The following is a 13,792-nucleotide window of genomic DNA, read 5'->3' as shown; positions in this document are numbered from 1 at the left end:
TATAATTTTTAACATTTTTGTCTAAATCAACCAGTTAAGATGCGTACACCACCTCCTTAAGCGCATAACAAAATGCACTTATTTGCCTGTATAAAGGTGGCAGGCTACAAGATGGCCATTCCCCACCTCATTTAGCTCCGGACGCACCTCAGAGCATTTCTCATGAGCCATCGGACAACGAGTTCGGAACGCACAGCCTGACGGTGGATTTGAAGGACTTGGTAAGTCTCCTTTTAAAATGATTTTTTCTTTTTTGTGTAGTATGTCTGTGGATGGAACTGCTGATAGAAGTGCTTGTGTGTATGGATGTAATGGAGTTTCGTAGAGGTTCTTCTTCGACGCTATTTCTGCAATGCGACCTAAGTACATTACTGCCACTCTGTCGCTTATGTGTTTTACTACGCTTAAGTCATGGGCGATAAATAAATAAGTTAAGTTAAATTCGTCCTGTAAGTCGGCCATCAAGTTTAGTACCTGGGCTTGTATCGAAACGTCCAACGCAGAGACTGGCTCGTCACAAATAACAAATTTCGGGTTCAATGTTAGTGCTCTTGCAATGCTTATACGCTGTCTTTGTCCACCAGAAAACTCGTGTGGATACTTAAATCGATCCTCTGATCGAAGACCAACCTTTTCTAAAAGACTGATCGTCTTCTCTTTCCGTTCTGCCTTTGTTAAGTTTGTTTGAACAATTAATGGTTCCTCAATTAATTCGGAAACGCTCATTTTTGGATTCAAAGAGGCGAACGGATCCTGAAAAACAATTTGCATATCTCTCCGAATTGGTCGAAGCTTTCGGTATTTCATTTTTGTTATATCTTGATCCTCAAAAACGATTTGTCCATCAGTCGGATCCATCAAGCGAAGCAAAACTCTACCTAGTGTTGATTTTCCAGAGCCTGACTCACCAACGATGCCTAGTGTTTCTCCCCTTAATACACTAAGACTAACGTCATCAACCGCTTTGACATGTCCAATTGTATGCTTTAAGATTCCACCCTTGATGGGAAAGTACTTCTTAATATTTTTTGCCTGAAGTATGTAATCTTGATCTGTATATATCCTTGTTTCTGTTTCGATGACTGACAATTTCACACTCCCCCTTATTCATACAGGTAACATCGGACACGATGACTTTCCTCTGCATCCGTTTCATATATAGACGGGTTTACATCCCGGCATTTGCTCATCACCTTTGGACAGCGATCTGAGAACCTGCAGCCAACAGGAAAGCGATGCGCTGGAGGAACAGTGCCTTTAATCGCCCCAAGTCGATCAACTTCCTTCTCTAAGCTTGGCAAGCTGGCAAGTAGCCCCATAGTATACGGATGTTTTGGTGACAGAAATAGTTTTTCAATGGTTGTTTCTTCAACGATTTGACCGCCATACATCACCATGATTCGGTCCGCATATTCAGCTACTACACCTAAATCGTGCGTAATTAATAATACAGCCATGTTAAATTTCTTTTTCATTTCATCCATCAAGTCTAAAATTTGAGCTTGAATGGTAACATCAAGAGCAGTTGTCGGCTCATCAGCTATTAATAGCTTCGGATCACAAGATATAGCAATCGCAATCATAGCACGCTGACGCATTCCACCCGATAGTTGGTGTGGATATTCCTTCATGGTTTCCTCAGCGCGCGGAAAACCAACGACCTTTAGAAGCTCAATTGCTCGTAGTCTCGCTTCATTTTTGTTCATTTTCTTATGGCGAATCAGAGTCTCTATAATTTGATTTCCAATAGTAAAAACAGGATTTAGGGCGGTCATCGGTTCCTGAAAGATCATACCGATTTCCTTTCCACGAACATTCGTCATTTGCTTATCATTAAGCCCCACCAGATCCTTACCGCCGAAAAATATTCGACCATCTTCAATTTTTCCCGGCTTATTAATTAACTTCATAATGGAGAGGGATGTAATACTCTTACCACTCCCTGATTCCCCAACGAGAGCAACGGTTTCCCCTGGCCTGATATAAAAATCTACTCCATCAACGGCTTTTGCGACTGCTTTATTTTCTAAGTAAAAATAAGTTTTTAATCCACTAACCTCCAACAATTTCATATCTGACATCCACACACCCCCCGATTGCCTTAGAAAAAATAGACTGAGTATCCGTCCTTCTTGAAAGAAAGTATACTATTATGTATAAATTTTTTCAATATATAGAATGTTAAAATTAGTTTTAATTGTTAGAAATATTGTGATATTTTCTGACAAAAGATTCACTTCAGTACATCAATGCTTTACATAAAAAAAGACAATTCCTAACAAAGGAACCGTCTAATTAACAAAAATCATTGGCAATTAAAATTATATAGAAATAGAAAAAAACGCTATAGAAATGACATTGTCACTTTCTATAGCGTAATATGTATTTATTGGTGTGTAAATGGCGTCCCAGGAGAGATTCGAACTCCCGACCGACGGCTTAGAAGGCCGTTGCTCTATCCTGCTGAGCTACTGGGACATGTTTTCTTGAGGACATTTTTTATTATAGTAGGCTTATAATAAAAAGTCAACACATTAATTGAAAAATATTATTTCACTATTCAAAGGAGATTTCTCTCCTTCGAATAGTATATGATGAAAGTCATTATTTGTGAAGTTGAAAGCTTTGTCGAAGTTGTACTATTTCTCCTTGGTCAAAATCATACACATGAAAATCGACTTCTTGTTCTGTTAAGTTTAAAACCACATACGTCCTCTCATTGCGCCCTCTTGGAAGCCGCAAGCTGCCAGGATTTATAAACAAACGATTACCGATCTTTTCAATTCCTAATAGATGAGAATGGCCAAAGCAAACGATATTAGCATCCACTTCTTCTGCTTTATATTTTAAGTTCATTAATGTAGATTTCACATTATATAAATGACCATGTGTCACTAGAAATTTCGTTCCCTTAAAATCAATAACCTCATCATGATGAAACACCGACTCGTAATCACAATTTCCCCTTACTACAACGAATTGGTCAATGGCCTCATCATTTTTTGAAAGCTCTGAATCACCACAATGAATAAATTTTTCGACATCCTTATGCTGATTCTTTAATTCATTCAATTCTTCCGTTAATCCGTGACTATCACTTACAATAAGAATCTTTGGCATCGGACTACTCTCCCTTAAACACTTCTGGTAGTAGCTCTGCTAAATTACTCAATGCTACAGCACGATGGCTTATCTTACTTTTTTCCTCAGGTAAAAGCTCTGCCATCGCTCTATTTCTTTCTTTTACAAAAAATATAGGGTCATACCCAAAACCATGTGTCCCCCGCTTCTCATCTAAAATCACACCCTCACAAGTACCATGTACTGTGATCGTTTTCTCGCCTGGGACAGCAAGTGCTAAGGCGCAATAAAAGCGGGCCGTGCGCTTTGAGGGCTCAACTCCATTTAATTCCCTTAACACTTTCGTCATATTGTCCTCATCGCTCTTTTGTTCTCCTGCATAACGAGCAGAGTAAACACCTGGTTTCCCTTCTAGTGCATCAATAACTAGTCCTGAATCATCAGCAATAACGGCTCGATTCAATTGCTTTGACACCGTTTCTGCCTTTATAATGGCATTTTCCTCAAAGGTCGTTCCGTTCTCTTCTATATCTTCAATCTCCTCATAATCAAGGAGTGTTTTCACTTGAAACCCGAGAGGCTCAAACATCCTTACGAACTCTTTGGCCTTTCCACTATTCTTTGTTGCTATGATTACTTCTTTCATTTCTTCGCACCTTTTTTAACCCTTGCTTCCTCAATTTTCTCAACAACTGCTTCACCTAACACACTCTTTTGTACTTCGAATAGCTCCATAATTCCACTTTGAGCAATTTTCAACAAATCCTGAAGTTCATTGTAAGAGAATGTTGATTCTTCACCCGTTCCTTGGAGCTCAACAAATTCACCATTCCCTGTCATTACAACATTCATATCAACTTGCGCCGCAGAGTCTTCGATATAATTAAGATCAAGTACAATTTCTTTGTTTTCAAGTATTCCAACACTCGTAGCTGCTAGGAAATCAACCACTGGATACTTTGAAAGTTTTCTATCTTTATGCAATTTATTCAAAGCGTGTGCCATTGCAACAAACGCTCCTGTTATGGAAGCAGTCCTAGTACCACCGTCTGCTTGAATGACATCACAGTCGATCCATACCGTTCTTTCACCAATTGCTTCAAGATCAACGACTGCTCTTAGTGCTCTTCCAATCAGCCTCTGAATTTCCATTGTTCTTCCTGAAACCTTGCCTTTTGATGACTCACGTATATTTCTTGTTTGTGTAGCCCTTGGAAGCATGGAATACTCAGCCGTAATCCATCCTTTCCCCTCTCCTCTCATAAAAGGAGGGACGCGCTCCTCTATACTAGCCGTACATATTACCTTCGTATCACCAACAGTAATTAGTACGGACCCTTCTGGATGGATAAGATATTCAGTGTCAATATGTATAGGGCGTATCTCAGATGCCTTACGACCATCAGTTCTCACAATATTTCCTCCTTCGAAAGACTACTTTATGATAAAATCCAAATAAAGAAGAGGCGGATAACCGGCCTCCTCAACTTGGTCACTATATAGTATATCAAAAAACATTTTATTAAAAACTACCTGTATTCACATTTTCTGGGCGAGTCACAGGCTCTGAAAGCTTTTCACCCTTATCATTTACTAATTCCGCCTTGCCATTCACCGTCACGGCTACACTTTCAATTCCCTTTTGTTCGGTTAAAGAAAGGACAAGTGTATTTAAAATATGTTCAGAAACAATTTTCTCTTCCTCACCATTTATAATAGATTCATTAAAGTTTAGAGTTACTTTCCCGTCCTCTACAACCGGCTTATCCAAAAGAGAAACATCAGAAACAAACTCGCTTAACAAATTAGATGAATAAGTAGGTCCTTTGGCAAGTTCTTCTACTACCGCTGTAATATTATCGCTTTTGTCATTACTAATACGCTTTGTAACTGGCACATAGTAGTATGAGCCCTCTTCGCCACCTAAATAATACACAGTTAATGCTTTCGTGTTGGTAATATCGACAACTTCTGAAGTATCCATGTTGATCCCACTATCTCTTGTCAAACCATTCTTAGATAGAGCCAGGCCATTCACTGGCATCTCGGTTAATTCATGACCATTCATTTTTAGTTTTACTTTATCAATAGAATCGAATTGAGTTAGCGTCCAGGTGATAGATTGAACAATTTTCATTTCGTCTTCTGGCTTATAATTCTTAAATTCTTTTGAGAAGTTAACTGTTGCTACTTTATCTTTTATATCCACAGATACTGCAGTGTCAGCTGGGATAACTGCTGCAAACCCATTAGGTAGCATTTCTGTGACTGGACCATTCTGCACTAGATACTCTACAGCCTGCTTGGCCACTGACTCCGTTTTTGGAAGATCGATTGTTTGCGGTACAACATAGCCATTTTTATCTACTAAATATAATTCGGTCATAACGCCTTTTTCTGCAACTTCTTCGCTACTCTTTTCTGATGCTGCCGTTTCAACTACTTTTGCTGTTCCATTATCGTCTGTATACGTGACTGTTTTTGGAGGATCGATTTGTTCCTTTTTTTCTCCTCCTAATAAACCACATCCAGATAATAAAACGGACGAAACAATGACTGCTGATACAATTGTCGTACTTTTATGCTTTGACATCCATAATCCCTCCAAGACAGTTTGTACTACATGTATACGAGCCTTTTAAAAAAATAGACCGATTACTAGAAAAAAATAAAAAAAGCCTCCAAAAATGGAGACTTCCTTTAAGATAGTTTAATGGTTTCTACAGACAATTCACCTGCGTGTAACCAGCTAGTAGCGATTCGTTTAAAAATAGGCTTTGATCCGGTCGTATAAAACTGATGCTCGGGCTCGTCCCTATTCGGCGTTAGCCATCCATTATAAAAAAGAATGGTACTTACCTCACGTGCTGTTTCTTCACCAGAGCTAATAACAGACACAGTAGGGCCCATCGTTTTCTTTATGATCTTTTCAAGCAATGGATAGTGTGTACAGCCTAAAATCAACGTATCGAGACCCTTATTCTTAATCGGTGCTAGCGTTTCGGCTACCACTTTTTTCACAATTGGTCCATCCACTTCTCCACTTTCAACGAGAGGAACAAACTTTGGACAAGCAAGACTAGTAACCTTAGATTTCTTATTAATGGATTTCAAAGCATTCTCATATGCATTACTCTTTATCGTTCCGACAGTCCCAATGACCCCAATTTGGTGGTTTTTTGTTACCTTAATGGCCGTTCTAGCACCTGGATAAATTACACCTATAACAGGGATGGAAAGTTCATTTTGAATTTCCTCTAAGGCAACGGCTGTCGCTGTGTTACATGCAATTACTAACATCTTAATTCCCTTATTTACTAAGAAATTCGTCATTTGCCATGTGAATTTCTTTACCTCTTCACCGCTCCTAGGGCCGTACGGGCATCTTGCAGTGTCTCCTACATAGAGGATCTGCTCATTTGGCAGTTGGCGCATAATTTCCTTCGCAACAGTTAATCCGCCAACTCCAGAGTCAATAACTCCGATCGGTTGATTCAAACATCTCGCCTCATTCTTCTTTCATTTCTTGATGTAATTTCATTAAGTTGTTTTTCAAGAGAATCACTTCTTCGCTAGAAAAGTTAACTAAAACCTCCTGTAAGTATACCTGTCTTTTCTTAATCACTTCGTCAATAATTCGTTCCCCTTCTTCTAAAAGGTGAATACGAACCACACGGCGATCATTCGGATCCTTCACACGCATTACCAGTTTGTTTTTTTCCATTCTGTCAACAAGGTCTGTTGTCGTGCTACACGCAAGAAACATTTTATTTGAAAGTTCACCAATTGTCATATCGCCTTCTTCAAATAACCACTGAAGAGCAACAAACTGAGGTGGAGTAATAGTATAGTTACTTAAAATTTCTCTACCCTTTTGCTTAATAATTCCAGCAATATAACGCAAATCTTTTTCGATATCAGCAAAAATCTCTATCTCTTTTGTTTCTTCTACTTTCATACAATACACAACCCCTATTTGAGAGTTCAGATCATGACTATATTATAATCACATCTAGCCTTTTAAACTATTTTCACCTTTTTCTCACTAAAATTCAAGAAGGAAGTATAGAAATGTATTTTATGAATGTATTTGGGTACAATTGTAAACCGGCTTCCATTATGAAAGCCGGTCTAGAATTATAGTTCTAGCTCTCCCATTCGAAGGAGCTCTACAACAGCTTGTGATCGCCCCTTAACACCAAGCTTTTGCATGGCATTCGAAATGTGGTTACGAACCGTTTTTTCACTTATGAAAAGTTCTCCCGCGATCTCTTTTGTTGTTTTGTCTTGTACCAACAGTTCGAACACTTCTCTTTCACGTTTGGTGAGTAACGGCTTATGAGTATATTCATTCTCTTTCAAGTATTGTAACCCTCCTTGCCTTCGCCAGCTATGAACAGCGGGATGGGTATATATTTAGTCACCATATCTTATGTGCATCAGGTGGTTGTAGTGACTATAATTCTTGAAAGAAAGCATTTTTATTTTTAAGAAAATACTATGATAGAATTTTGTTCGATTGTCTAAATCGATCCCTCGTTTCTTCAGTCCAAGGAACTCCCTTTCCAGTATGCTTACACATTTGCACCATCGTTCCTCTACCTACAAAACATACATCCCCGTTTTGTTTTTTCCCTAAGTAATGAAGGTCAATAGATGTGTTTCCAACCGATTCGATTTTCACAAAAATATCAAGAATATCGTCAAAAAAAACCTGATTAAGAAAATCACACTGTAGATCAGCAACAATTGGGATCGTTGCACTTTCTTTTTGCACCCAATCCTGCATAAGACCAATATGTTTAAAAAATTCAATTCGCGATTCTTCAAAATATGCAAATGGAACCGTATTGTTCATATGTCCAAACATATCAGTCTCTGAAAAGCGAACTTTTATTTTGTTAGAATAGGAGAAACCTTGTTCCCAAGTAGCAAAATCGTGGATATAGCTCACCTTTTTCATATAATCCCCCTTATATAATCAAAAAATGAATGAATGTTCATTCTTTAATTATACAAGGGGCCCTCTCTTTTGACAAATGAAAAACCCCTTTGACATACAAAGGGGCTAAAGATAACTCTTCTTATACTTGATCGCTTCCAAAGAAGTTTTTAAATGCTTGGAACGTAGTATCTCTATTTAATGCAGCAATAGATGTTGTTAAAGGAATGCCCTTTGGACAAGACTGGACACAGTTTTGTGAATTTCCACAATTCGCGAGTCCACCATCACCCATGATTGCATCCAAACGCTCTGCTTTATTCATCTCACCTGTAGGATGAGCATTAAATAATCGAACTTGCGAAAGTGGAGCAGGACCGATGAAGTTTGATTTACTGTTTACATTCGGACAAGCCTCTAAGCAAACACCACATGTCATACATTTGGATAGCTCATATGCCCATTGACGTTTTCTTTCTGGCATACGCGGACCAGGTCCAAGATCATAAGTGCCATCAATCGGAATCCAAGCTTTCACTTTCTTTAAAGAGTCAAACATACGACTGCGGTCAACCTGAAGGTCACGAACAACAGGGAAAGTTCTCATTGGCTCTAAACGAATCGGTTGTTCTAACTGATCGATTAGTGCTGTACATGATTGTCTAGGCTTTCCATTAATCACCATTGAACATGCACCACAAACTTCCTCTAAACAGTTCATATCCCAAGTGATTGGAGTAGTATGTTTCCCTTGCTTATTTACTGGGTTTCTACGAATTTCCATTAATGCGGAAATTACATTCATATTTGGACGATAGTCTAACTCAAATTCTTCTTCGTAAGGGGCCGTGTCAGGACTATCCTGTCTTGTAATTTTAAAAACGACTGTTCTTTTTTCAGACATGTTTAGTTATCCCCTTTCTTCTTAGAGTAGTCTCTCTTTCGTGGAGCAATTAACCCAGTGTCAACCTCTTCATAATGGAAGTGTGGTGCTGATTTCGCATCCACGAATCGAGCCATTGTTGTCTTTAAAAACTCCTCATCGTTACGCTCTGGGAATTCCGGTTTATAGTGGGCACCGCGGCTTTCGTTACGGTTGTATGCACCAATTGTAATGACTCTTGCTAGCTGAAGCATATTTTGAAGCTGACGTGTAAAGATTGCTCCTTGGTTGCTCCACTTAGCTGTATCGTTAATATTAATTTTTTCATAGCGCTCTAGTAGCTCTACGATTTTTTCGTCTGTTTTTAATAGTTTATCGTTGTGGCGAACAACTGTTACATTGTCTGTCATCCACTCACCAAGCTCTTTATGAAGAACATAAGCATTTTCATTACCATCTAATGTCATGATCTTATTCCACTTTTGTTCTTCTTCTTTTACATAACGATCAAAGACGGAAGAAGAAATAGAATCAACGTTTTTGCTTAACCCGCTAATATAATCTAACGCCTTCGGACCAGCTACCATTCCTCCATAAATAGCTGATAATAGGGAGTTCGCACCGAGGCGATTTGCTCCATGTTGAGAATAATCACACTCTCCAGCAGCAAATAACCCAGGAATATTTGTCATTTGATCATAATCTACCCAAAGACCACCCATTGAATAGTGGACAGCAGGGAAGATCTTCATAGGAACTTTTCGTGGGTCGTCACCCATAAATTTTTCATAGATTTCGATAATACCACCGAGCTTAATGTCTAGTTCCTTTGGATCTTTGTGAGAAAGATCCAGATAAACCATGTTTTCCCCATTAATACCAAGCTTCAAGTCAACACAGACGTGAAAGATTTCACGAGTGGCGATATCACGTGGGACAAGATTTCCGTAAGCTGGATACTTCTCTTCTAAGAAATACCATGGCTTTCCATCCTTGTACGTCCAAACTCGTCCACCTTCCCCACGAGCGGATTCACTCATAAGTCTCAATTTATCGTCCCCAGGAATCGCAGTTGGATGAATTTGAATGAACTCTCCATTTGCATAGTACACACCTTGTTGGTATGCAATGGACGCTGCTGAGCCCGTGTTAATTACTGAGTTTGTTGACTTACCAAAGATAATCCCAGGACCACCCGTAGCCAAAATTACAGCGTCTGCTGCAAATGACTTAATCTCCATTGATGTGAGATTCTGAGCAACAATCCCTCGGCAAACCCCTTCATCATCAATAACAGACCCGAGAAATTCCCATCCCTCATATTTAGTAACTAAACCAGCTACTTCGTGGCGACGTACTTGCTCATCTAGTGCATATAAAAGTTGTTGCCCTGTTGTCGCACCAGCAAAAGCGGTACGGTGATGCTGTGTTCCACCAAAACGACGGAAGTCCAAAAGCCCTTCTGGTGTACGGTTGAACATAACGCCCATACGATCAAGCAAATGAATAATTCCTGGTGCAGCTTCTGTCATCGCTTTAACTGGTGGTTGATTCGCTAAAAAGTCACCGCCGTATACTGTATCATCAAAGTGCTCCCATGGAGAGTCACCTTCACCTTTTGTATTTACCGCTCCGTTAATACCACCTTGGGCACAAACAGAGTGCGAACGTTTTACTGGAACTAATGAAAATAATTCGACCGGACTTCCTGCTTCCGCAACTTTAATTGTTGCCATTAAGCCAGCTAGACCGCCGCCGACTACGATCACCTTTCCTTTACCCATCGTGAGTCACTCCCTAACTAATATCAAAGTATATCCCGTTCGTTTCTATAAAAATTAGAACCTATTAAATTAAATGAATGCAATAATAGCGCGCACACCAACTATGGATAGGGCGATAAAAACCCCTAATGTAACATAAGTAGAAATAAGTTGAGAACGTGGTGTAACAGTAATTCCCCAACTTACAAAGAAAGACCATAGTCCATTTGCAAAGTGGAAGGTGGTTGAAATTACACCGATGATATAGAACCAGAGCATAAATGGATTCGAAAGAATGCTTTCCATCATATTGAAGTTAACCTCTGCACCAAATGCTGCTGCAATTCTTGTTTCCCACACATGCCATGTTACGAATACTAGTGTTACTACTCCGGATATACGCTGAAGCATGAACATCCAATTGCGGAAAAACCCATAATTACTCGTATTATTTTTTGCTGTAAACGCAATATAAAGCCCGTAAATTGCATGGAATAATAAAGGTAAAAAAATCACGAACGTTTCTAATACATATCGAAACGGCAAACTCTCCATAAAATGAGACGCTTTGTTAAATGATTCTTCCCCCCCAGTTGCAAAATGATTGACTACAAGGTGCTGCACAAGAAATAGACCAACTGGAATGACTCCAAGCAGCGAGTGTAATCTTCGATAAAAAAACTCTCGGTTTCCTGCCATGAACTTTACCCCCCTTAAAAATTAAACGGAATCACTAAAATAATATCCGTTTTTTTTACAATAATTTTTACAATTATGTGACATGTTCATTTTACTCCCAACATGAAAGAGCGTCAAGAAAACGGATACATAAAATGCTCTATATATACAAAATATTTTTAATATATTGATATTACTCTTGATGCTTATGTATAAACATTTTACTGCGCTTTCTTTTATATTGATATAACAATTAATGTAAAAATTTTTTAAATCAGTTTTTTTTGTTTTCATGCGTATTTCCCCGGAAAATGTATATAATAGAATAATAGAAAGTGGGGGACATGTTTTGAGTGAATTGAAATTAGAACAACCTATTTCGGCCACAGATCCTGCACTTGTTCCAGCCTTTGGATATGAATTACTAAGAGAAGTGCTTCTTCCAGACATTCTTGGAAGAGAAACAGCTTCTATTTTATACTGGGCAGGTAAGGCTTTAGCCAGAAAGTACCCTTTGCAGTCGGTCGAAGATATTATTACTTTTTTCCAACAGGCAGGTTGGGGCACACTACAAATTAAATCTGAAAAAAAGAATGAGCTTGAGTTTGAATTATCGAGTGATTTAATCAAAGATCGCTTTAAAGAGTATCCAGACTGTCACTTCCAATTGGAAGCAGGATTCTTGGCTCAACAAATGGAAGAACAAAAACAAGTAATTACTGAAACGTATGAACACCCGAAGAAAAAGCTCGCTAAGGTTTCCTTCACTGTACGTTGGGATAGAAAGGATTCTATTGAATAGTACGTAAAAAGCTTTCATATTTTTTATGAAAGCTTTTTAGTTTTATCTTTTTTCTTCAAGTCATTGTTTTATGCCTTAACAGATTTTCCAGACAACTCAAATGCTTCGTGAAGCGCTTCAACTGCTTTCAGCATTTGTGCTTCCTCTATTACTGTAGAAACCTTAATTTCAGAGGTACTCACCATCTTTACCTGAATCCCCCCTGCGGCTAGCACTTCAAACATTTCTGCTGCAACCCCAGGATTAGAAATCATCCCTGAACCTACAATCGACACTTTTGCAAGGTTTGGCTCTGCTTCAATACCTTCATATTTCAAGGAATCTTTATTAGCCTGTAGAACAGCCATGGTTTCTTCCAAATCTGTGCTTTTAATAGAAAAAGATAAATTTGTCGTTGATTCATTCGTCATACTTTGAATAATAATATCAACGTTCAAATGATTTTTTGCTAAGATGGTGAAAATCGTGGACAGATTCGTCAATCCATTTGGTAGGCCTAAAACACTCACTCTCGTAATTTCATCTTCAAAGGCAACCCCACGTACAACTAAGCTTTGTTCCATTGATACTTCCTCCTCAATTATCGTTCCATTTTCTCGCTCCATACTTGACCGTACTTCAAGTGGGACTGCGTAATTTTTTGCATATTCAACGGCCCTTGGATGCAACACTCCCGCACCTAAGTTAGCTAACTCTAACATTTCATCGTAAGAAACAGCCTTAAGCTTTCTTGCCTCTTTCACATAACGTGGATCTGTTGTAAATACACCTGTTACATCGGTATAAATATCACATTTATCAGCTTTCAGTGCGGCTGCTAATGCCACTGCTGTTGTATCGGATCCACCTCTACCAAGAGTTGACACCGCTCCATCAATCGCAATTCCTTGAAAGCCGGCTACGACAACTATTTTCCCTTTATGTATCTCAGTTTGGATTTTAGTTGTATTAATGTGTAGAATCCTGGCATTTCCATGAACTGCCTCCGTTTCAATTCCTGCTTGCCAACCAGTGAAGGATATTGCTTCATAGCCTTTTTCTATTAACACCATCGATAATAATGCGATGGTCACTTGCTCACCTGTCGTAAGAAGCATATCCATTTCACGTTTATTTGGACGACTTGAGATTTGATTTGCTAGACCCACTAATTCGTCTGTTGTTTTCCCCATCGCAGACACAACGACCACTACGTCGTTCCCACGCATCTTTTCTTCAATTACTCGATCGGCCACATGCTTAATACGATCTACATTTCCTACCGAAGTACCACCAAACTTTTGGACAACTAATCCCATATTTCCCCCTACTTTCTTTTCATCTCTTTCATGGGCTATTTTTGAAAATACAAAAAAGCCATGAGAGATATCTCATGGCTGCGTGAATGAACGTACATAAATACGGACTTATACACAGTGAGATAGCTCTCCAAGACATACAGTCTTGACAATCCAGTATTTATTCAACACAGGACCAGCAGATATGGCAATTCAGAGACCTATCCACTTCGGCGAACATCCCCTTTCTCAGCTTCTCATTGAATCTCAGCATTCTCAAAGCTGGTACTATTGGTGCTCGCACCTCTACCTTCACTTAACAATTAAGTGATTAATATAAAATTTTCCTAATTATAGCACAGCCTT

General features: G+C 38.9%; 15 protein-coding genes, 1 tRNA gene and 1 riboswitch. Of the genes, 1 reads left to right on the top strand and 15 read right to left on the bottom strand.

Annotated elements, in window-relative coordinates:
- Positions 1 to 78: 78 nt before the first annotated feature.
- The 14 genes from ACRX5O_RS01100 to ACRX5O_RS01035 form a co-directional block, all read right to left on the bottom strand.
- Entirely contained in the window at positions 79 to 1,089 is a 1,011-nt protein-coding gene (locus ACRX5O_RS01100) for an ABC transporter ATP-binding protein (RefSeq protein WP_433904254.1), read from the bottom strand.
- Positions 1,090 to 1,103: 14 nt separating this feature from the next.
- Positions 1,104 to 2,081: an ABC transporter ATP-binding protein gene (locus ACRX5O_RS01095; protein WP_433904253.1), complete on the bottom strand. Its 978-nt coding sequence runs from the start codon at positions 2,079 to 2,081 to the stop codon at positions 1,104 to 1,106.
- Between the two features lie 320 nt (positions 2,082 to 2,401).
- Positions 2,402 to 2,478: transfer RNA gene (locus ACRX5O_RS01090), tRNA-Arg, on the bottom strand.
- A 126-nt stretch (positions 2,479 to 2,604) separates the two neighbouring features.
- Positions 2,605 to 3,120: a metallophosphoesterase gene (locus ACRX5O_RS01085; RefSeq protein ID WP_433904252.1), complete on the bottom strand. Its 516-nt coding sequence runs from the start codon at positions 3,118 to 3,120 to the stop codon at positions 2,605 to 2,607.
- Positions 3,121 to 3,124: 4 nt separating this feature from the next.
- Positions 3,125 to 3,727 carry an XTP/dITP diphosphatase gene (locus tag ACRX5O_RS01080; RefSeq protein ID WP_433904251.1) on the bottom strand — a complete coding sequence of 201 codons (603 nt, stop codon included), beginning with the start codon at positions 3,725 to 3,727 and terminating at the stop codon, positions 3,125 to 3,127.
- The gene (gene rph / locus ACRX5O_RS01075) at positions 3,724 to 4,494 is read right to left on the bottom strand and encodes a ribonuclease PH (protein WP_433904250.1); all 771 of its coding nucleotides are present in this window, start codon (positions 4,492 to 4,494) and stop codon (positions 3,724 to 3,726) included. The genes ACRX5O_RS01080 and rph overlap by 4 nt, the downstream gene beginning before the upstream one ends.
- Positions 4,495 to 4,603: 109 nt before the next feature.
- Positions 4,604 to 5,674: a GerMN domain-containing protein gene (locus tag ACRX5O_RS01070; RefSeq protein ID WP_433904249.1), complete on the bottom strand. Its 1,071-nt coding sequence runs from the start codon at positions 5,672 to 5,674 to the stop codon at positions 4,604 to 4,606.
- A 107-nt stretch (positions 5,675 to 5,781) separates the two neighbouring features.
- Positions 5,782 to 6,579, bottom strand: coding sequence for a glutamate racemase (gene racE / locus ACRX5O_RS01065; protein ID WP_433904248.1), 798 nt, complete (start codon positions 6,577 to 6,579; stop codon positions 5,782 to 5,784).
- 10 nt (positions 6,580 to 6,589) lie between these two features.
- The gene (locus ACRX5O_RS01060) at positions 6,590 to 7,039 is read right to left on the bottom strand and encodes a MarR family winged helix-turn-helix transcriptional regulator (RefSeq protein ID WP_119709316.1); all 450 of its coding nucleotides are present in this window, start codon (positions 7,037 to 7,039) and stop codon (positions 6,590 to 6,592) included.
- Between the two features lie 179 nt (positions 7,040 to 7,218).
- Positions 7,219 to 7,443 (bottom strand): spore germination transcription factor GerE, encoded by a 225-nt coding sequence (gene gerE / locus ACRX5O_RS01055; RefSeq protein ID WP_009796032.1) that lies wholly within the window; start codon positions 7,441 to 7,443, stop codon positions 7,219 to 7,221.
- Between the two features lie 136 nt (positions 7,444 to 7,579).
- The gene (locus ACRX5O_RS01050; protein WP_433904247.1) at positions 7,580 to 8,044 is read right to left on the bottom strand and encodes an acyl-CoA thioesterase; all 465 of its coding nucleotides are present in this window, start codon (positions 8,042 to 8,044) and stop codon (positions 7,580 to 7,582) included.
- Between the two features lie 121 nt (positions 8,045 to 8,165).
- Entirely contained in the window at positions 8,166 to 8,927 is a 762-nt protein-coding gene (sdhB, locus tag ACRX5O_RS01045; RefSeq protein ID WP_119709318.1) for a succinate dehydrogenase iron-sulfur subunit, read from the bottom strand.
- Between the two features lie 2 nt (positions 8,928 to 8,929).
- Positions 8,930 to 10,690: a succinate dehydrogenase flavoprotein subunit gene (sdhA, locus tag ACRX5O_RS01040; protein ID WP_119709319.1), complete on the bottom strand. Its 1,761-nt coding sequence runs from the start codon at positions 10,688 to 10,690 to the stop codon at positions 8,930 to 8,932.
- A gap of 69 nt (positions 10,691 to 10,759) precedes the next feature.
- Entirely contained in the window at positions 10,760 to 11,368 is a 609-nt protein-coding gene (locus ACRX5O_RS01035) for a succinate dehydrogenase cytochrome b558 subunit (RefSeq protein WP_119709320.1), read from the bottom strand.
- A 328-nt stretch (positions 11,369 to 11,696) separates the two neighbouring features.
- On the opposite strand from ACRX5O_RS01035, the gene ACRX5O_RS01030 reads away from it, so the two are divergent.
- Positions 11,697 to 12,149, top strand: a complete 453-nt coding sequence (locus tag ACRX5O_RS01030) for a YslB family protein (protein ID WP_433904246.1) — start codon at positions 11,697 to 11,699, stop codon at positions 12,147 to 12,149.
- A gap of 68 nt (positions 12,150 to 12,217) precedes the next feature.
- On the opposite strand, the gene ACRX5O_RS01025 is transcribed toward ACRX5O_RS01030, so the two are convergent.
- Positions 12,218 to 13,447 (bottom strand): aspartate kinase, encoded by a 1,230-nt coding sequence (locus ACRX5O_RS01025; protein ID WP_433904245.1) that lies wholly within the window; start codon positions 13,445 to 13,447, stop codon positions 12,218 to 12,220.
- 115 nt (positions 13,448 to 13,562) lie between these two features.
- A riboswitch (Lysine riboswitch) is annotated at positions 13,563 to 13,743 on the bottom strand.
- Positions 13,744 to 13,792: the final 49 nt, after the last annotated feature.

The sequence above is a fragment of the Robertmurraya mesotrionivorans genome (genome assembly GCF_050971805.1).
GTDB lineage: Bacteria > Bacillota > Bacilli > Bacillales > Cytobacillaceae > Robertmurraya_A.
Note: the sequence above shows the minus strand (reverse complement) of the source record. Positions and strands in the feature narration are given on the sequence as shown.